The organism is Candidatus Avelusimicrobium alvi (genome assembly GCF_958451995.1).
Lineage (GTDB): Bacteria > Elusimicrobiota > Elusimicrobia > Elusimicrobiales > Elusimicrobiaceae > Avelusimicrobium > Avelusimicrobium alvi.
Window position 1 is genome coordinate 14,341 of sequence record NZ_CAUDSG010000016.1, and the last position, 19,632, is coordinate 33,972.

Below are 19,632 nucleotides of genomic sequence, written 5' to 3' on the forward strand. Positions count from 1 at the left end.
AGATTTTTCTTCTGGAAATACTGCAGTATACACAAGGGGAGAAGGAATATGAAAAAAACCGTTCATCTGCTGTTGGGGCTTATTTTGTTCCCGCTGGCCGTAAACGCGCAAAGCCTGCCTAAGGCCGAAGAAGCCTACGCCAAAGGGGATTATACCGCCGCGCTGGCGCAATACGAGCAAATCCTGCAAACCGCCACCGGCGAAGACCGCCTGCAGGCCCAGCTGCGCAAAGCGGCCTGCCAGTACAACCTGGGCGAATATATGAACGCCGCCAAAACCATACTGGGCTATGAACTGCCCGCAAACGATTTATGGAAAGCCCGCTTTCTCCTCTACCGCATCCAAACAGCGGAACAAGTGGTTTCCGTCTATCCTTTATTAATGAACGAACGGGAAATTGCGTCCGAGGACGGTACCGTCTCTTTGGAACAATGGACGCAGGCGCAGTGGAACGCGCAAATTGACCAGGACTACGAAACCCTCTGGGCCCTGCGCGCCGCGCTGATTAACGCCCCGGTGGAAAAAGAAACGCTGATTTTAAATTTAAAAGACACGGACACCCGGCGCATCCCCACGCTGTTTGACTTCGTTGTGTACAACTGGGCGCAGCGGCTGAAATCCGGCGGCGAAATCCTCCCGCTGGCGCGCGCCGCGGCATACACCTATCTGGACGGCGCCGCCAAGCCCGTGCCCGCCCAACAGGCCAAGGCCGGCCAGCTGGCCCATATTCTGGAAACGGCTTATCTCTTGGACGGAAAAAGCCGCCAAAACGCCAAAATTATCTGGCGGACCGAGTTCATCCTGCTCCCCTTTGACAATCCGTCCTACTTTACCCTTGAAAACAAAGAAAAAGCCCTGCAAACCGCAGTGGAACAAGTAAAGCTCATCAGCGGCTACACCCCGCAGAAACTGAACTTCTGGAGCAAATTAAAAGGCTATGTTTCCCCGGAAGATACCGACTACGGCCACGCCTACGCGGCCTACCGCACCGCCCAGCTCCTCAAGCAAAATGACGACCCGGCGGACGCTTTAAAACTCTGCGAATACGGCCAAACGCTGGAAGAATCTTACTACACCTTGCAGGCCGGCCAGCTGGCTAAAGAAATTGTACGCAAAGAACTGTCTTTCGGCCCGATGCCCGCCGCCTTTAATCCCCAAAAGGCCCGGCTCCCCTTTACGGTCCGCAACGCCGGAAATGTTTACGTGCGCGTGTACAAAACATCGTTTGAGGAACTCCAAACGCTTTACCGCCGGACGAACCCCAGAAGCACGATTAACTCGTGGGATTTTCTCTCCAGGCTGGACCGGCGCGACATTACCAAATTTCTGGACCGCGCCCCCTTTAAAACGGCCTCGGCGCAGATTTCCTATCAAAAGCCCTACCGCAGCCAAAAAGTATCCGTCTCCCTGCCGGAGCTGGACAACGGTTTTTACGTCGCCCTCGCCAGCTGGGACGAATCTTTTGATATGATAGATTCCCCCGTATTGGGCGTGGTAATCAACGCCACGGATCTGGCGCTCTTCGTTACCGCCGCGATTGAAGACAATCCGGACAAATACACCGCCACGCTCTCTTCCAAAACCAAAACCTACCGCCCGAACCTGTTCCGCTTCTACACCGTCAACCTCAAAACGGGTATGCCGGAGGGAAACGCCAAGCTGGACGTTATCACCGCCTGGAACGGAACGCGTGAAAAAGCTTCCACGGGTGCGGACGGCACCGCCGCGCTGGCGCGCGCCATAACCGTATCCCCGGCGGAAGGCAAAGCCAACAATACCCATTTTGTAAACGCCCTGGCGGAAAAAGAAGGCAGCCTCGCCTATACGCCGAGTTCGGTCTACTTCCATTTTTACGCCAACGACCCGGTGCGCCTCTACGCGCAGACGGACCGCGCCATCTACCGCCCGGGGCAGAAAGTACAGCTGGCCGTCAACGCCTTTGAAACGCTTCCGCGCGGCTTAAAAGTGCTGCCCGGCCGCCGCGTGCAAATTAAAGTAACGAGCCCGTCGGGCGACACGGTCTTTTCCGCCAGTCCGCTCTTAAACGCCATGGGCACCGCCGGCGCGGAAATGACCCTGCCGGACAACCCGATGCTGGGCCATTTTCAGATTGCGGTTTCCGTTACCGTCAACGGCCGCACCTACCGCACTTACGACAATTTCCAAGTGGAAGATTTCAAACGCCCCGATTACGAGCTGACCCTTGCGGAGCCCGAAAAAGCCCTGGAATACGGCAAAACCGCCGCGGTGCGCGGACACGCCCAATACTATTTCGGCACGCCTTTGCAGGAAGCCACGGTGAAATATACCGTTTCGCGCCAGGATTACGTTCCCCCCTTCTACTGGTGGTGGACGCGCATCCTGCGCCACGAAACCACGCAAGTCGCCCAGGGCGAAACCCGCACGGACGACAAGGGCGATTTTAAAATTGAATTTACCCCCGCCCCGGCCGACAAAGACGAACAGTTTACGCAGTACACCGTCAAAGCCGAAGCGTACGACGACAGCGGCCGCGCCATCAGTGCGTCGCGCACGTACAAAATAAGCGCACAGCCCAAGCTCTTTAAAGTGGAATTTTCCCAGGGTTTCTACGATGCAAACGCCGAAGCTTCTTCGCTCGCGCAAATTGACCTGACGGACGCGGACGGACGCTCCGTTTCCGGCAAAGTAACCGTGCGCGCCGTACGGCTGGAAAACGTACTTCCCCGGGAAGAACAAAGCGAAGCCGACGAGTATTTCAACCCTAACAACCGCTCTTCACTGGAAACAATCTATCGCAACGCCCAAGAAGAAGCCGAAGCGTTTATCCAGGAACTGAACTTTAAAACGCCCGGCCCGCAGACTATCCGCCTGCCCGCCCTGCCCGAAGGCGTCTACCGCCTGACGGTAAAAGCGGACAAGGCCGACACGCAGCAAATGATTTTTGTGGTGGCGCAGGACCAGTCCGCCCTTCAGCTGCCGGCCGTAACGCTGGTACAGCATGCCAAATACTATCCCGGCGAAACCGCGCGCATCCTGCTGGGTGCGGGGGCTTTAACCGGCTCCAAACGCGTGGAAGTCTCGCGCGGCAACACATTCCTCACGCGCAAAGACCTGCTTCCGGGCGGCGTGTCCGTCTATTCCTTCCCCGTGGAACAGGAAGAACGCGGCGGCGTAGGCCTTACGTGGTTTGGCGCCAGCAATTATGCGTTCCACGAGGGTTCCGCCACCGTGCAGGTGCCCTTTGACAATAAAGAACTCGGCGTGCTGATTGACGTTCCCAACGCCGTACGCCCCGGCGAAACCGCCGCGTGGAAACTGACCGCCAAAGACGCCACCGGCAGCCCCGTGCAGGGCCAGGCCAGCGTAACCGTATACGATAAATCGCTGGATTACTACGCCAAGAAAAATAATCCCTTCACGCTGGACACGCTGTTCCCGCAAACGGCCCAATTTGTGGACCGCGCCGACAGCGCCCTGACCGGCTACGCCAGCGTATATTACGATGAAATTGACCAGCCGTTCTACGCACCGCCCCAGCTGCCGACGCTGAACCTGCGCATGCCCCGCCGCTTCTACGGCGCCTTAGGCGGCGCTTTGTACAGCACCCGCAGCGCCATGGCCGTACCGCGGATGGCTATGGCCAAATCCGCTAATACGATTCAGGTCGCAGCCTATGACGAAGGCTCGGAATTCTATGAGGAAGGCGTGGAATATGCCATTGAGCGCAGCGCGGTGGATGAAGCGGATATGGCCATGGCATTGAGTGCCGAGACACAGGAATCCGCTGCGGAAGAAACCGCAGGCACAGAAAAAGCCGTTCTGCGCACGGATTTTTCCGAAACCGCTTACTTCAACCCAGCCCTTCCGCTCGTCAACGGCCAGGCTTCCGTACGCCTGACGATGCCGCAAAGCCTTACGGCGTGGAACATCCTGGGCTTTGTGCTTACCAAAAACGCCGATTTCGGCGCATTTTCCGCCCAGACCGTCACCCGCAAAGACTTTATGGTCCGCCTGCAGATGCCGCGCTTTTACCGCGAGGGCGACAAAGGCGTGCTCCAGGCCGCAGTAACGAACCTGACCTCCAAAAAACTCTCGGCGGACGTGGAAATTACCGTTAAAAAAGACAATGCCTCCGCCAACGACGCTTTTGGCATCGCCAAGGCCAAAAAGACCGTTTCCGTGGGCGCCGACGCCACCCAGTTCGTAACCTGGGACGTTACCGCCCCGGCCGACCCGGCGCTCTACAGCATTACCGTTACCGCGCGCAGCGGCAAAAACAGCGACGGCGAACAGAAAACCCTGCCCGTTTTCCCGGGGAAAGAACGCCTGCTGGCCACCGCCAACATCGCGCTTAAAAACGGGATGAACGAGCTGAAACTGACGGAGCTTGAAAACGTATCGGACGCCGAACTCCAAACCGCCGCGCTGACGTTAAACCCCAGCCTGGCGCTTTCGGTGTTAAACTCCATGCCCAATCTGCTTTCTTCGCCGTATAAGGACTTGGTGTCCTCGCTCAACCGCTACGTGCCGCTGGCGGTGGTGAACAAATTCTACACCGCCTATCCGCAGTTAAAAAACGCCGTTTCCAAACTGCCCAAACGCACGGGTCTCACCGCCTCGTGGAACGAATCCGACCCGCTGCGCCTGACGCTGTTGGAGCAAACGCCGTGGCTGCGCCAGGCCCAGGGCCAACAGGTGAAAGAAGCCGATATTATTGACCTCTTTAACCCGCAAATCGTGTCCGACCGGCAGGCCAAAGAACTCGCGCAGATCGCCAAATTCCAAAACGAAAGCGGCGCGTTTGCCTGGTTCCCCGGCGGCCAGGACGACGACTATCTGACGCTCTACGCATTAAACGCGTTTGCGCAGGCGCTGTCTTATAACGCCGAAATCCCGCAGGACGCGGCCCAAAAGGCTTTTGCCTATATCCGCCCGCGCATTGAAAAACGCCTTCAGCAAGACAAAACCGGTTCCGAATCCGCGGTGGCGTATGCGCTGTACGCGGCGTACACGCTCTCGGCCTTCCCGCAGAGCTGGGCCCAAACGGCTGAAGCCAAGCCCTATATCCAGCGCTGGGCGGACTATGCGGACCAGCAGTCCCGCTTTATGACGGCCCTGGGCCAAACGTACGCGGCCGCGGTATACCACCGCCTGGGCGACGACGTAAAAGCCAACCGCTACCTGGATCTGGTGCTCTCGCGCATGAAACAAAACGACCTGACCGGCGCATACTTTGCGCCCGAACCGCAGAGCTGGGTGTGGTACCGCGACACGCTGACCACGCAGACCGTTACCCTGCGTACGATTTTGGAACTGCGCCCGCAGTCCGACAAAATTGACGCCATGACCCAGTGGCTGCTGTTCAACCGTCAGGTAAACGATTGGACGGACTCCAAAGCCGCCGCGCAGGCCGTGTTTACGCTCCTGGACGTTATGAAACACAAAGGCGCGCTTTCGCTGCCCGTGCAATATACCGTCACCTGGGCGGGCGAAACGAAAAACTTTTCGTTTGAACCGTTTGACTGGACGGAAGACCTCCAGCTCGTGCGCCGCGGACGGCAGGTAACGCCCGAAGCTTTCTCCGCGCAGATTCAAAAGAAAGGCGTGATGACGGACTTTGCTTCGCTTTCCCTCATCTACAAATCGGCCGAGGCCAAGGCGTCTCCCAAAGGGGTCATCAACGTCACGCGCCAGTACTTTACCCGCTTCACGCAGGACGGCGTGCAAAAACTCCGCCCGGTGCAGGACCTGGGCGAAGTAAAAGTGGGCGACGAGGTGGAAGTCCAGCTGACGCTTACCACCGACAGCGCGTTTGAATACGTCCGCCTGTCGGACCCGAAGCCCGCCGGCTTTGAAAGCGACGAGCTGTTAAGCGGCTGGACCGCAGATCCGCTCTGGCTCTACCGCGAAAACCGCGACGCGGAAACAAACTTCTTCATCAACTGGCTGCCCGCCGGCACCGTTACGTTTAACTACGTACTGCGCCCGACGGTGGAAGGCCGTTTCCACGCGCTGCCCGCGCAGGCGCAGTCCATGTACGCGCCCGAGTTCGGCGCGCACACCGCGGCCGCCGCGCTGACGGTAGAAAAATAAGCTTTACCGATGCACGCAAAAAGCCCCGGAAAATCTCCGGGGCTTTTTTATTTTTCCCTCTCCCCATCCGCTCCGCTTATAACCTCTTTTTTCACTACAGAAAAAACCCCAAGAATATACTATAATGGAGATAACCTTTCAAGGAGCTCCTATGCCCAACACACTAAAAGTATTTTCTCCCGTGGACGGCGCAGTCGTCCCCCTGGAACAAGTGCCGGACCCGGTATTCAGCGAACATATGCTTGGCGACGGTATCGCCGTTGACCCCGCAAACGACACCGTCTTTGCCCCTTTTGACGGAAAAATCATCAATTTTAACAAAGCCTCCCACGCCTTAGTGCTGGGCCGAGACGGCGCGGAAGTACTCATTCACGTCGGGCTGGAAACCGTCTCTTTAAAAGGCGAAGGTTTTACGCCGCTTGCCAAAGCGGGCGACAGCGTTACCCTGGGCCAGCCGCTTTTAAAATTCAGCCAGGAAGTGCTGGCGCAAAAAGCCGCCAGCCCGTTTGTGATGGTGGTGGTGACGGCTCCCGCCGACGCGCCCGCCCTGCAAAAGGCGGACGGACTCGTCAAAGCCGGCCAGCCGCTGTTTGAAGTGGCCGCCGGGGGCGCTTCCGCCGCCGCGGACGCACAGGAAACGTTCACCGAATCTTCCCCCATTACCGTCATTAATCCAAACGGCCTGCACGCCCGCCCCGCCGCGGTGCTTGCCCAGCTGGCTATGGCGCATCCGTTTACGGTGCAGCTGGTTAAAGACGGCCACGCCGCCGACGCCAAAAGCATTGTGGGCATTATGGGCATGGCGCTTTGCGCCGGCGATACAATCACCGTACGCGCCGCCGGCCCCGCAGACCAGGCCAAAGCCGCACTGGCCAAAATAGAAGCCGGGTTTAAAGAAGGTTTCGGCGAGAAAGACGCCGTTTCCGCTCCTTCCGCCGCCCCCGAAACCGCGGCAGAAGACGCTCCGGCCGATTTTTCCAAACCCGTCCGCCTTTCCGGCCTGTCCGCCTGCGGCGGCCTGGCGCAGGGAAAATCCTTTTTATTCCAAACCGAAGACGCGGCGTTTGAAGAAAACGCTTCCGACCCTCAGGCCGAACGCCGCCTGCTGGATGAAACGCTGCGCGCGTTGACCGCCGAAACCGAGGCCAAAATCGCGGCGGAGAAAAGCGACGCGGCCAAAGATATTTTGTCGGCCCATCTGGGTATTTTAAAAGACCCGGTGCTCTTAAACACGGCGCAGGAAGCCATTTCGCGCGGCAAGTCCGCCGCCTACGGCGTAAACGAAGCCGTGCGCTACAGCATTGACGTGCTTAAAAAAACCAACAACCGCTTTTTAATGGAACGCATCGCCGATTTGAAAGACTTGCGCCGCGCTCTTCTGTTGCGTTTAAGCGGCGGCCAGCAAGCCGCGCCCGAAATTCCGGCCGGATGCATTTTACTGGCGGACGAACTGCTGCCGTCCGAAGTATCCGCTTTTGACGGACGCGTGGCCGGCGTACTGTTAGCGCAGGGCTCCCCTACCGCGCACGCCAGCATTATGCTGCGCAACATGGGCATTCCGTCCGTCGTGCGTGCGGGGCAAAACGTACTTAGCGTACCGGCGGGAGCAGCCGTCTGCCTGGACGGGGACGCGGCCGCCGCCTTTGTCAACCCGGACGAACAGCAGTGCCAGGCCTTTGCCGCGCGCTTGGAACAAAGCCGCCAGGAACGCGCCAAACAGCAGGCCGCCGCGCAAGACGCCGCCGCCACGCAGGACGGCGTACGCATTTGGGTGGAGGGCAATGTTTCCAACGAAAAAGAAGCCGCCCTGGCCGCCCAAAACGGAGCGGACGGGCTCGGGCTCGTGCGCACGGAATTTTTGTTCCACGGCCGCGCGCAGGCTCCGTCCGAAGCCGAACAGCAGGCCGCCTATCAGGCGGTGCTGGACGCGGCGGGCGGAACAACCGTTACCTTCCGCACCTTGGACGCCGGCGGCGACAAACCGCTCCCGTTCGTGGATATCCCGGCGGAAGAAAACCCTATCGTCGGCATACGCGGCGTACGCGCGTTCAAGCGCAACGAAGCGTTTTTCCACACGCAAATCCGCGCGATGCTTAGCGTAACACCCGCGGACCGCGCCCGCATTATGCTGCCGATGATTGCGTTTGCGGACGAGGTGGACTTTTTTAAAAAAATAATCGCCGAAGAAAAAGCCGCCCTGGGCGTAACCGCCGACGTAAAAGTAGGCATTATGGTGGAAGTTCCCTCCGCCGCGCTGACCAGCGAGCAAATGGCGCGCCGCGCGGATTTCTTTTCCGTAGGCACCAACGACCTTACGCAATACACCTTGGCGATAGACCGGGGCCATAAAGAGCTGAGCGCCTTGTCGGACCATTTGCATCCGGCGGTGTTAAAGCTGATTGAGATGACTTGCGCGGGCGCTAAAAAGCACCACAAACCCGTAGCCGTCTGCGGAGCGATGGCCGGCGATTTGGCCGCCGTGCCGTTTTTAATCGGCCTGGGCGTAACGGAACTGGCCGTCGGGGCCGGAGCCGTGGCGGAGGTAAAGGCGCTGGTGCGCCGCCTGGACGCAAAAAAATGCGCCGCCGCCGCACAAGCCGCCGTCGGGCTCGCATCCGCGCAGGAAGTGCGCGCGCTGGCGCGCAAAGAATTTGCCGTATAGCATAACAGCCGTTTAATTTACCATTACCGGAGGAACTATGAACGCCGTAAAAAGCTTCGCAGCCGCAGCGGGAAGAGGACTTGTTAAACTGGGCAAAGCGTTAATGCTGCCCATCGCCGTATTGCCTATCGCCGGCCTGCTCTTACGTCTGGGACAGCCGGATTTACTCAACATCGCGTTTATTTCCGAAGCGGGCGGTGCGGTGTTTAACAACCTGCCCATTATTTTCGCCCTCGGCGTAGCCATCGGTTTTGCGGACGAAAACCACGGCGCGGCGGCGCTGGCGTCTTTTGTGGGCTATGTGATTTTAACGTCCGCCTTAAAAGTACTGGACCCGAACATCAACATGGGCGTTTTGGGCGGTATTATCGTGGGCGTAACGGCGGGGCTTTTGTATAACAAATACAAAAACATCAAGCTGCCTTCCTACCTGGCTTTCTTCGGCGGACGGCGTTTTGTGCCCATTGTCACGGGCGCGGCGTGCCTCGTCATTGCGGGCGCGGCGTACTTTATCTGGCCGCCCATCGGCCGCGTTATCGGCGCGTTTGGGGACTGGACGATTACCTCCGGCAATATCGGCCTGTTCTTCTACGGTCTGGCCAACCGCCTGCTCATTCCCCTGGGCCTGCACCACATTTTAAACAACCTCGTTTGGTTTCAGTTCGGCGATTTTATGACCGTGCAAAACGGCATTGACACCGTCGTACACGGGGATTTAACGCGCTTCTTCGCCAAAGATCCCGAAGCCGGCGCCTTTATGGCCGGGTTCTTCCCCATTATGATGTTCGGCCTCCCCGCCGCGTGCCTGGCCATGATTAAAACCGCCGACACCAAACGCAAAAAAGCCACCGCGGGCATTTTGCTTTCCATGGCGCTGACGTCCTTTTTAACGGGCATCACGGAGCCGATTGAATTTTCGTTTATGTTCCTGGCGTTTCCGCTGTATGTGGTGCACGCCGTTTTAACGGGCATTTCCATGACGGTGATGAACGTCCTGGGCGTAAAGCTGGGCTTTACGTTTTCGGCGGGGCTTTTTGACTATCTGTTAAGCTACGGCCTGGGCACCAACGCGTGGATTTTACTGCCCGTGGGGCTGGTGTACGGCGGGGTGTATTACGCGGTGTTTTACTTCGTCATCACCAAATGGAATTTAAAAACGCCGGGCCGGGAAGAAGAACCCGCAGACGCCCCTGAACGGCAAACCGCCGCCCCCGCCGGCGCGGCCGAAACCGCGCCCGCCCGGCAAGACACCCGCGGCCAAAAATACCTGGCGGCCCTGGGCGGAAAAGACAATATCAAAACCATTGACGCCTGCGCCACGCGGCTTCGCGTGGAAGTGGCGCACGACGACCAAGTCAACGCGGACGCGCTTAAAAAACTGGGCGCGCGCGGCGTAGTAAAAGGCGCGGCGGGCAGCGTGCAGGTGGTTATCGGGCCGGAAGCGGATTTAATTTCCGACGAAATTAAACCCTATTTAAAATAAACGTTTGGGGGATATATGCGTTTAGTCGTAACAAAAATGAATTTGGGTCTGTGGGCCGCGGCGTACGTAAAAGAAAAAATCAACGCCGCCGCGCCTTCGCCCGAAAAACCGTTTGTGCTGGGCCTGCCCACCGGCGGGACGGTGGTGGATATGTACGCCAACCTGCGCCTGTTTCATAAAGAAGGACTGCTGAGTTTTAAAAATATCATCACGTTTAATATGGACGAATACGTCGGCCTGCCGCAGGACCACCCGCAAAGCTACCACAGCTATATGCGCCAAAACCTGTTTAACGAGGTGGACATCCGCCCCGAAAACATCCATATTTTAAACGGTCAGGCGGCGGATTTAAACAAAGAATGCGCGGATTACGAAGCCGCCATCGCCCAAGCCGGCGGCATTGATTTATTCCTGGGCGGCGTGGGACGCAACGGACATATTGCGTTTAACGAGCCGGGCTCGGCCTTTAACACCCGCACGCGCCCGGTGGAGCTGACCCCCAGCACCATAGAAGCCAATTCCCGCTTCTTTTTAAACGACCTGCGGCGCGTGCCGCATCAGGCGCTTTCCGTCGGCATCGGCACGGTAACAGACGCCAAAGAAGTGCTGTTCCTGGCCTCGGGCACAAAAAAAGCCGAAGCCGTGGCCCGGCTGTTTGAGCCCGGTAAAGACTTAAACTGGCCTATTACCGCCCTAAAACTCCACCCGCACGCCACCCTGCTGGCGGACCCGGAAGCCTGCTCGCTCCTGGCCGCCGCCGCCAAAGCCAAGCTGGACGCGCGGATGCAGGCCGAACCGGACGCCGAACACTGGACGCTGGAAATAGAGGAGGCATAACCATGCCCGAATTTTTACTCGCCAACATATGCGCGGTTACGCCGGACGACACCCTGCAAAACGCCGCTTTGTGGATAAAAGACGGCAAGATTTTCCGTCTCCTGCCGGACGGCGAACTCCCGCCGCAGGCGCAGCAGCTGCCGCGCACGGACGGAAAGGGCGCGTTTGCCGTACCGGGGTTTATTGATTTGCACATCCACGGATACGCCGGGCACGGGCCCGAACAGGGCACGCCCGAAGCGCTGTGGGCCATGTCGGAAGAGCTGGCCAAGCACGGCGTGGCGGCCTTCTGCCCCACGCTCTACTGCGGCAAGCCGCGCGAAATGGAAACTTTGCTTAAAAATCTGGCGCCCGCGTTTGGCAAAGAAAAAGGCGCGCGGATAATTGGGTTTCATCTGGAAGGCCCGTTTATTTCGCCCAAGAAGCCCGGAGTCATGAAGCCGGAAGATATTTCCCCCGCCGATCTGGACGCATTCAAACGCTTGTATGAAGCCGCGGACGGCAAAATAGCGGCCATGACGCTCGCGCCCGAACTGCCGGGCATTGAGGCCGTCATCACCTTCTGCAAAGAACACGGCATCCTGCCTCAGGCCGGCCACACCAACGCCACTTACGACGAATTTCTGCTGGGTGCCGCGCGCGGCGTTACGCACGCGACGCATTTGTTTAACGCCATGAGCCCGTTTAACCAGCGTGCGCCCGGCGCATCCGGCGCGGTGCTGATGCACCCGGGCATTTCGTGCGAAATCATCGCCGACGGCGTACACGTCCACCCGGACATTGTATCCTTCCTGCGCACCGTCAAGCCGGTGGAAAACATCGTCGTGGTGACGGACGCATTACTCCCCACCGGGCAGCAGAGCGGCCCTTTCATCGCCAACGGAGAAGAAGTGGCGTTTGAAGGCGGCGTATGGCGGCGCAAGGCAGACGGTGTTATCGCAGGGTCCGCGCTGACGATGGCGCGGGGACTCAAAAACCTGCTGGATTTTGGCTACACCCTGCCGCAGGCCGCCCGCTGCACCAGTTCCAACGCGGCCCGGCTGACGGGGCTGACCCACCGGGGCCGCATAGAAGACGGCGCGGAGGCGGATATCACGCTTCTCAACAAAGATTTCCAACCGCAAGCCGTATTTATCGGCGGCGAGCAGATATAAAAACAGGGAGAGCCTTTCAAACGAAACCCGTTCCGCGCGTGTATGCGGAACGGGTTTATGGAAGTATTGCATTAAAAAACCATCCGGCCAAACGCCCTTTTGTACTCCCCGCCGGATATTATCTGGACTTTAGCAAATAACTGCTTCCGCCGTCAGTTTCTTCATCGCAGGAATCGTTCTCTTTCTTCCATATCTTACAGTTCCAAAATGCACAATAGTGATGCACATATCCGTCCCCAGACGGATATAAACAGCCCATCGCAAAAGATTTTTTGCGCGTATCCAGCGAATAAGGTCCTACATCCCCCAAATCACTATTACAGCTGGCGTTCAATTCAAGATAGCTGTGCGCGTTGCTTCCATAATGACCGCCAAAAAGGTACTCCTCCGTATAAAAAACATCGGTCATCCAAAAACCGTCTTGTTTATAATAACTGGGATCCGGGCGCGCCTGAACATATTCAGCCAATCCGTATGCAGAGCCCATATTAGTGGACAACGAAGGTGTAGGCCAGTTTGAATCCTTACACAGGGTAGGCGATTGAAAATAAGTATTAAAGAAGCTTTTGGGTCGCCTATCCACGGAACCTTCGTTATAACAGACGACGCATTCACAATTTAAGTCAAACTCGCGTTGGTCATTATCGCCGTCATAAAGATACCAGAGGGGTTTACCGTCTGTATAAGCAGTATTCCGAGGATAAATATAATCTTTTACATCTACATAATCTTTGCTCTCATAGCCTAACCCATCCCCCATACTGACAAACTCCACGCCGCCGTTTCCCGCTGAGGAACCCTCTGAGGAAGAGGAACATTCCGAATTACTCCAATACATAGTTAAACCGCTTCCCGTCCCAACCGTCTGCACCTGCCCCGGAATGGTCAGACTGGCGGCTTTCGCGCCTTTTACTTTTAAGCTGGCCGCATATAACGTGTCTTCCACTTTGCTTTTAGCCGATGAAGCTCCCGACACCGTGGCCGTATTCGCCAGCAGACATCCGCCTGTTACTTCGCTGTTGTTATTGACGCTAAGCGTGCCCGAAATGCGGTACTCCGGCGTGTTGCCGCCCAGAGTGGTGCCGTTTTTCAAAGACAGTGTTTGTAAATAGGTGTCCGCCCCTTTAAGCGTTACCGTACCGGCAGGAGAACGCGTATTGCAAAAGTTTAACAATGGTACGGACGTGGTGGCGCTGTAGTCCGCCGTTTCCAGCTGCGCAAACGTGCCCAAGGGAGAAGACAAGGTGGTAACAAACGTCATTTGTTCAGCGTGTAATATATACGCGCCGGAAAGTAAAACTAAGACGGTTAAAACTCGTTTCATAGAAACTCCTTCCATCCTGATGGGAATGGCCTAAATATCCCCGGAGAGAAGAGTTTAAGCGAGGTATGCGAGGGGATACGACCCAATAGGTCTTTCCCCAATTTATCAAAAAAAAAACGCGTCAAGCCCCGCGCCAAACAACGGTACGAACAAAAACCCCCGCTGTTAAGCGGGGGAAGGTATTTAATAAACAGCCTGGCATTGATATTTCGGACAATAGGACTTAATCATTACGCCCCCTTCTGCCAGATCATCCCTATACAGTTCCCCGGTCTGTGAATTTATTTTCACCTGGGTAGCGCAGGTATGTCCCACGTTGCTGCTGCTGCAAGGCGGCACAAAATAATTCGCCTCATGGCTGGACGGGATTTGATATTTCCCAAAAGGTAAGGAAGCCGTTGCCGTTATGGCACAGGACGCAGCACAATTAAGAGATCCCGAAACAGAGTTGCTCATGGCTTCCCCTTGATATCCCTCCGACGTGAGGACCCATTGATATGTGGGCTCCGCTGGCTCAACCGGATCTACAGGATCTACCGGGCTCAAAGATCTCTGGCAATATCCGGAACTTTGTAACGTAGACCCGGACGGGCAGGTACACTCACACGTCTGCGAATTCCAGGTGCCGGGGGTGCTCAACAAAATTAAATTTCCCTGTTTCGCAGGCGGATTAACACACATTTCTTTCAGCGAGTCATCACACCCGCCTTCGCCGCTGCCGCAGTTCTGAAGCGCCAGCAGCCACACTTCTTTCGGCGTACTGTCACTCGTCTTGCGCTTCTCCCACGCCAACTGGCACTGGGTTAAGTTAGTGCCCGTATTGGTATGCGCGGCCGTAGGCTCCGGGATATCATTCCCCGCCAAGTGGAAACCTGCCGTATTCCCGCTGTCGTACAATCCCACCGTGCTTCCGCTGTTGCCCGTAATCTCCAAAGTGCCGCCCTTTAAACTCCCCACTTTCTGTTTGAGCATATTTACGGCGTCCAAGGTTTGGATATACGAATCATTATTATATGTCTGCGTGCCGCCTTTGGCCGCTACACTCGGTAAAAGACCCGACGGGGCGGATGTGCTTTCCGATTTATAGCTGGAATACGTATTGGACGTATTGCCGTGGAAAGCCGTATTCGGCATATTGATAGCGGAACCCGACGCGCCCGTTACCGTCGGCACGTCATAAATACGCGCGCTGTTATCCGTCGTCATCGTTACGGTGCCGCCGGAGTTAATGTTCATTGTGGTGGCGTTTAAGCCTCCTTTTAAATTGGCTTTATCCGTTATCTTTAAATACGTATATTCACCCATACGAGACGGATTAAAGCTGACCGAAGAAATAATCTCGGCAAAAGACGGTACGGACAAGAACAAAGACAGACAAAACAAAAGAATATGTTTCATAGAAACTCCTTCCATCCTTGCGGGAATGGACCAAATATCCCCGGAGAAAAGAGTTTAAACGAGGCATGCGAGGGGATACGACCCAATAGGTCTTCCCCCAATTTATCAAAAAAAAAAACAAATCAAGGCCCCCTTCCAGGGGACGGTTGTCTATGCGGGTACATCCGACTAATTGAGCCACACTGTTTACACAATGTTGCCAAGCACCGTAACAGCGAGCCCGAAAAGCCACCCGCAGGGTTCGGGCCCTATAAAACGCACTCGCGGCGGATGTTTTTACAACTCGCTACCGCTCAAACAAGTAAAAACATTCTTCCGCCTTGAGGCGTTTTATAAACAGGGCTAAGACCTGCTTAAAACGACCACACCCATCCGGACGGCCCGCAGGGTCCGGGCCTTGGAGCTCTGGCCTGGTCAGGGCCTGGCAATAGACGGCACTTTTAGATACTTGGGAGAGAAACATTCGGGGACACAAAAGTCTTTTGGGAGCGGTTCTTTATCTGCACGGCCGGGGGTAGAATGTTAGACGGTAGTATTAGTTAGATGGAAACAACCCAAGAGGGGACCGCCCCCAGGCGGCCCCCTCTTGCATAGAAAGAATTTACTGTTTAGCAGACACACGCCGCCGTCAGAATACGGCAGGCGTTATTTACTTTTTAGTTTCGCGCACAGCTCGGCCAGGCCGGAGGAAATATCCTCCTTCTGCACCACCACGCCGGGCGGCACCGTTAAATTAACGGGCGCAAAGTTCCAAATGGCCTTAATCCCCGCCGCCACCAGCGTATCCGTAATACCCTGCGCGGCGGACGCGGGCACCGTCAGCACGGCAATCCGCAAATCCTGTTTTTCAATCACGCTCGCCAGCTGCGCGGTGTGATACACCTGCACGCCGTGAAACGCGCTGCCCACCTTTTCCGGGTGCGTATCAAACGCGGCCACAATTTCCAGCCCGTGGTTTTTAAACCCGTCAAACCCCAACAGCGCCGCGCCCAAATGCCCCACGCCCACGAGAAACGCTTTGTTTAAATTGTTCCAGCCCAGGAATTTTTCAATCACGGCAATCGTGCCCGCCACTTTAAACCCCGCGCGCAGTTTGCTGGGGGCCCCCACGGCCTGTAAATCTTTTTTAATCACAATGGGCAGCAGCTGCGTTTCTTCGGCCAGCGCGGTGGAAGAAACCAGCTCGCGCCCGTAGGCGTGCAGGTTGTAAAAAATCCGCAGGTACTGCGGCAGACGGCGGATGGTTTGGATGCTGATGTCTTTTTTACGGTGAAACAGGCTCATAGATTTAGTCACTCCGTCGGCAATTACTGGATATTATAATATCTATGATATATTTTTAATTTCCCGCTGTCAAGCCGCCCGCTTTTAACAGTTCCGAGGGGATGTTGACTTTATTACCCGCAAAAGATAAAATATAGATATCAAAATATCTATCTGATTATTTTGCATCGCAAAGGAGATTAATTATGGCGGAAAAGAAAACTGCAGCGCCGTGCGTCGCCACCCCCGAGGAATTGGCCCATCTGGACCAGATCGTCGCCAAGGTAAAAGACGCCCAGCGCATTTATGCGACTTACACGCAAGAACAAGTGGACAAAATTTTCCGCGCGGCCGCCATCGCCGCCGCGCAGAACCGCATCCCGCTTTCCAAAATGGCCGTAGAAGAAACGGGCATGGGGGTAATGGAAGACAAGGTAATCAAAAACCAGTTCGCTTCCGAGTACATCTACAACCAATATAAAGACACCAAAACCTGCGGCGTCCTGTCGGACGACGACGCCTTCGGCTTCCGCCAGGTGGCCGAGCCCATCGGCCTGATTGCGGGCGTTATCCCGACCACGAACCCGACCTCTACGGCCATCTTTAAAAGCCTTTTGGCGTTAAAGACCCGCAACGGCATCGTGTTCTCTCCGCACCCGCGCGCCAAAAAATGCACGATTGAAGCGGCGAAAATCGTTTTAAACGCGGCCGTGGAAGCCGGCGCGCCGGAAGGCATTATCGGCTGGATTGACAACCCGACCATGCCCCTTTCCAACGCGCTCATGCACCACAAAGACATCAACCTCATTCTCGCCACCGGCGGCCCCGGCATGGTAAAAGCCGCGTACTCCTCCGGCAAGCCGGCCATCGGCGTAGGCGCGGGCAACACCCCCGTGGTGATTGACGCCACCGCCAACATCAAAATGGCCGTCAGCTCCGTGATTATGAGCAAAACGTTTGACAACGGCATGATCTGCGCCAGCGAACAGTCCGTCATCGTGGAAGATTCCATCTATGACCAGGTAAAAGAAGAATTCATCGCCCGCGGCTGCCATTTTGTAACCGGAAAAGACCGCAAAAAACTGGCCGACACCGTGGTGGTAAACGGCAAGCTCAACTCCGGCATTGTGGGCCAGAGCGCGGAAAAAATCGCGGAAATGGCCGGCATTAAAGTGCCCGCCGGCACCAAGATTCTCATCGCCGAAGCCAAAGAAGTAAACGACGAAGAACCCTTTGCCCGCGAAAAACTCTCCCCCGTGCTGGGTTTCTACCGCGCCAAAGATTTCAGCCAGGCCGCCCAGCTGGCGCGCGACCTGATTCTCTACGGCGGGGCCGGCCACACTTCCGTGCTGTATACGGACGAAGCCAACGAGGACCATATTGACGTTTTCAAAGATATGCCCACCGCCCGCACACTGATTAATATGCCTTCTTCCCAGGGCGCCATCGGCGACGTGTACAACTTCAAACTCGCGCCGTCTTTAACGCTGGGCTGCGGCTCCTGGGGCGGCAACTCCGTCAGCGAAAATATTGGGGTGAAACATCTTATGAACGTGAAATCCGTCGCGGAACGCCGCGAAAATATGTACTGGTACAAAGTACCTTCCAAAATCTACTTCAAACGCGGCGCGCTTTCGCAGGCGCTGGCCGAACTGTCCGACAAACAGCGCGCGTACATCATTACGGATAAAACGATGGAACAGCTGGGCCACGTCCGCGCCGTTGCCGACGTTTTGGAAAGCCTCAACATCAAGTTCCGCGTGTTCTCCGACGTACTGCCCGATCCGAACATCTCCAACGTCAACGAAGCGCTGTCCATCGCCAATTCCTGGCAGCCGGATTTGATTATCGCCCTCGGCGGCGGCTCGGCCATGGACGAAGGCAAAATGGTGTGGCTGATGTACGAAAACCCGGACACGAGCTTTGAAGACATCGCCATGCGCTTTATGGATATCCGCAAACGCATTTACGCGGCTCCGCCCCTGGGCAAAAAAGCCACCATGGTCGCCATCCCGACCACCTCGGGCACCGGTTCGGAAGTTACGCCGTTCACCATCATCACCGACGAAAAAACCGGCACCAAATATGCTATTACCGACTATGCTCTTACCCCGGATATGGCGATTATTGACCCGGAATTCGTGCTCGGTATGCCCAAATCCCTGACGGCTTTCTCCGGTCTGGACGTGTTGACCCACGCCATTGAAGCCTACACCTCCGTATTCGCCACGAACTTTACGGACGGCCAGGCTTTGGAAGCCATCCGCCTGGTGTTTAAGTATCTGGAAAAGTCTTACACCTTTGGCGCAAAGGACATCAACGCCCGCGAAAAAATGCACTACGCCGCCACGATTGCCGGTATGGCTTTCGCCAACGCGTTCCTGGGTCTTTCGCACTCTATGGCCCACAAGCTGGGCGCGATGTACCACGTGCCGCACGGCCTGGCCAACGCCTTGCTGCTCTCTTACGTCATTGAATTCAACGCGACGGATAAACCCACCAAACAGGGCTTGTTCCCGCAGTACAAATACCCGTTTGTAAAAGGACGCTACGGCAAAATCGTGGACTTCCTGCTGCCGCATAACAAACTGGGCGATGACAAAGACGCTAAAGTGCAGACGCTGATTGATATGATTGAGGACTTGAAACATAAACTCAACATCCCGAAATCTATCAAAGAATACGGCATCCCGGAACAGGAATTTCTGGCTAACTTAGATAAGCTCTCCGAACTCGCCTTTGACGACCAGTGCACCGGCGGCAACGCCCGCTACCCGCTGATCAGCGAAATTAAGGAGCTGTACCTGAAAGCCTACTACGGCGAACCCGTAAAGCATACGAAAGGCAAATAAGTTGTTTTAGAAGAAAACCCCGGAGCAAATGCTCCGGGGTTCTTTTACGGCATTTCGTACTGACTTGCTCCAGCAATTTCATTCACATATACACCCCCCAATGCCAGACATACTTTTTTGTCTATGGGTTCCTTAGCTCTGCAATAAATTTTCTGGTTTTTCTCCGCCGAATGTGCATATAACGCTAGGGCGTCAATATAGGGTACTGTAAGATGAATATGAACCTGCGACGGTCCCCAATACTCAAATGTCCCGTCTTGACAAATATATACAAAATGCGATCCACGTATGCTATAAGTACATCCAGGTAGGTCTAGGTCCAAATCCTGTAAGGTGTCAGGAAATACTCCGCCACTTGCCAATAGATACATTTCCATACTCTTTTTAATAGTCCGAAAAGTAGCCAAATAGTTATTCATACGTGTTTTTTTGACAACAAACTCATATGACGGCAACGCGACAGCCGCCAAAATACCGATAATTAAGACAACCACCAACAGCTCTATAAGCGTAAATCCGAGAGTTTTCCGCACGGGATATATCCCCCTATTTATATAAGTTGATATTCCCAATTTATCAAAAAA

9 protein-coding genes and 1 pseudogene are annotated in these 19,632 nt (G+C 55.8%); 6 read left to right on the forward strand and 4 right to left on the reverse strand.

Annotated features, from left to right (window positions below):
* Positions 1–48 precede the first annotated feature (48 nt).
* The 5 genes and pseudogenes from ACQY36_RS04460 to nagA all read left to right on the forward strand — a co-directional run bounded on the left by ACQY36_RS04460 (position 49) and on the right by nagA (position 12,211).
* On the forward strand, positions 49–6,075 hold the full coding sequence (locus ACQY36_RS04460) for an alpha-2-macroglobulin family protein (RefSeq protein ID WP_428078003.1): 6,027 nt from the start codon (positions 49–51) through the stop codon (positions 6,073–6,075).
* Positions 6,076–6,226: 151 nt separating this feature from the next.
* Positions 6,227–8,737, forward strand: coding sequence for a phosphoenolpyruvate--protein phosphotransferase (gene ptsP / locus ACQY36_RS04465; RefSeq protein WP_428078005.1), 2,511 nt, complete (start codon positions 6,227–6,229; stop codon positions 8,735–8,737).
* A gap of 37 nt (positions 8,738–8,774) precedes the next feature.
* A pseudogene (gene nagE / locus ACQY36_RS04470) lies at positions 8,775–10,205 on the forward strand (N-acetylglucosamine-specific PTS transporter subunit IIBC); the annotation flags it as partial.
* Positions 10,206–10,235: 30 nt separating this feature from the next.
* The gene (gene nagB, locus ACQY36_RS04475; RefSeq protein ID WP_428078007.1) at positions 10,236–11,057 is read left to right on the forward strand and encodes a glucosamine-6-phosphate deaminase; all 822 of its coding nucleotides are present in this window, start codon (positions 10,236–10,238) and stop codon (positions 11,055–11,057) included.
* A 2-nt stretch (positions 11,058–11,059) separates the two neighbouring features.
* Positions 11,060–12,211, forward strand: coding sequence for an N-acetylglucosamine-6-phosphate deacetylase (nagA, locus tag ACQY36_RS04480; RefSeq protein ID WP_428078009.1), 1,152 nt, complete (start codon positions 11,060–11,062; stop codon positions 12,209–12,211).
* 118 nt (positions 12,212–12,329) lie between these two features.
* On the opposite strand, the gene ACQY36_RS04485 is transcribed toward nagA, so the two are convergent.
* The 3 genes from ACQY36_RS04485 to ACQY36_RS04495 form a co-directional block, all read right to left on the reverse strand.
* Positions 12,330–13,535 carry a hypothetical protein gene (locus tag ACQY36_RS04485; protein ID WP_428078011.1) on the reverse strand — a complete coding sequence of 402 codons (1,206 nt, stop codon included), beginning with the start codon at positions 13,533–13,535 and terminating at the stop codon, positions 12,330–12,332.
* Positions 13,536–13,718: 183 nt separating this feature from the next.
* Entirely contained in the window at positions 13,719–14,933 is a 1,215-nt protein-coding gene (locus ACQY36_RS04490; protein ID WP_428078013.1) for a hypothetical protein, read from the reverse strand.
* Positions 14,934–15,578: 645 nt separating this feature from the next.
* A complete protein-coding gene (locus tag ACQY36_RS04495) occupies positions 15,579–16,217 on the reverse strand; it encodes a redox-sensing transcriptional repressor Rex (protein WP_428056444.1) in 639 nt (212 codons plus the stop codon).
* A 185-nt stretch (positions 16,218–16,402) separates the two neighbouring features.
* On the opposite strand from ACQY36_RS04495, the gene adhE reads away from it, so the two are divergent.
* A complete protein-coding gene (gene adhE / locus ACQY36_RS04500; RefSeq protein WP_428078015.1) occupies positions 16,403–19,048 on the forward strand; it encodes a bifunctional acetaldehyde-CoA/alcohol dehydrogenase in 2,646 nt (881 codons plus the stop codon).
* Positions 19,049–19,092: 44 nt separating this feature from the next.
* Here the strand turns inward: adhE and ACQY36_RS04505 are convergent.
* On the reverse strand, positions 19,093–19,632 hold a 540-nt coding region (locus tag ACQY36_RS04505), incomplete at its 5' end, for a pilin (RefSeq protein ID WP_428078017.1).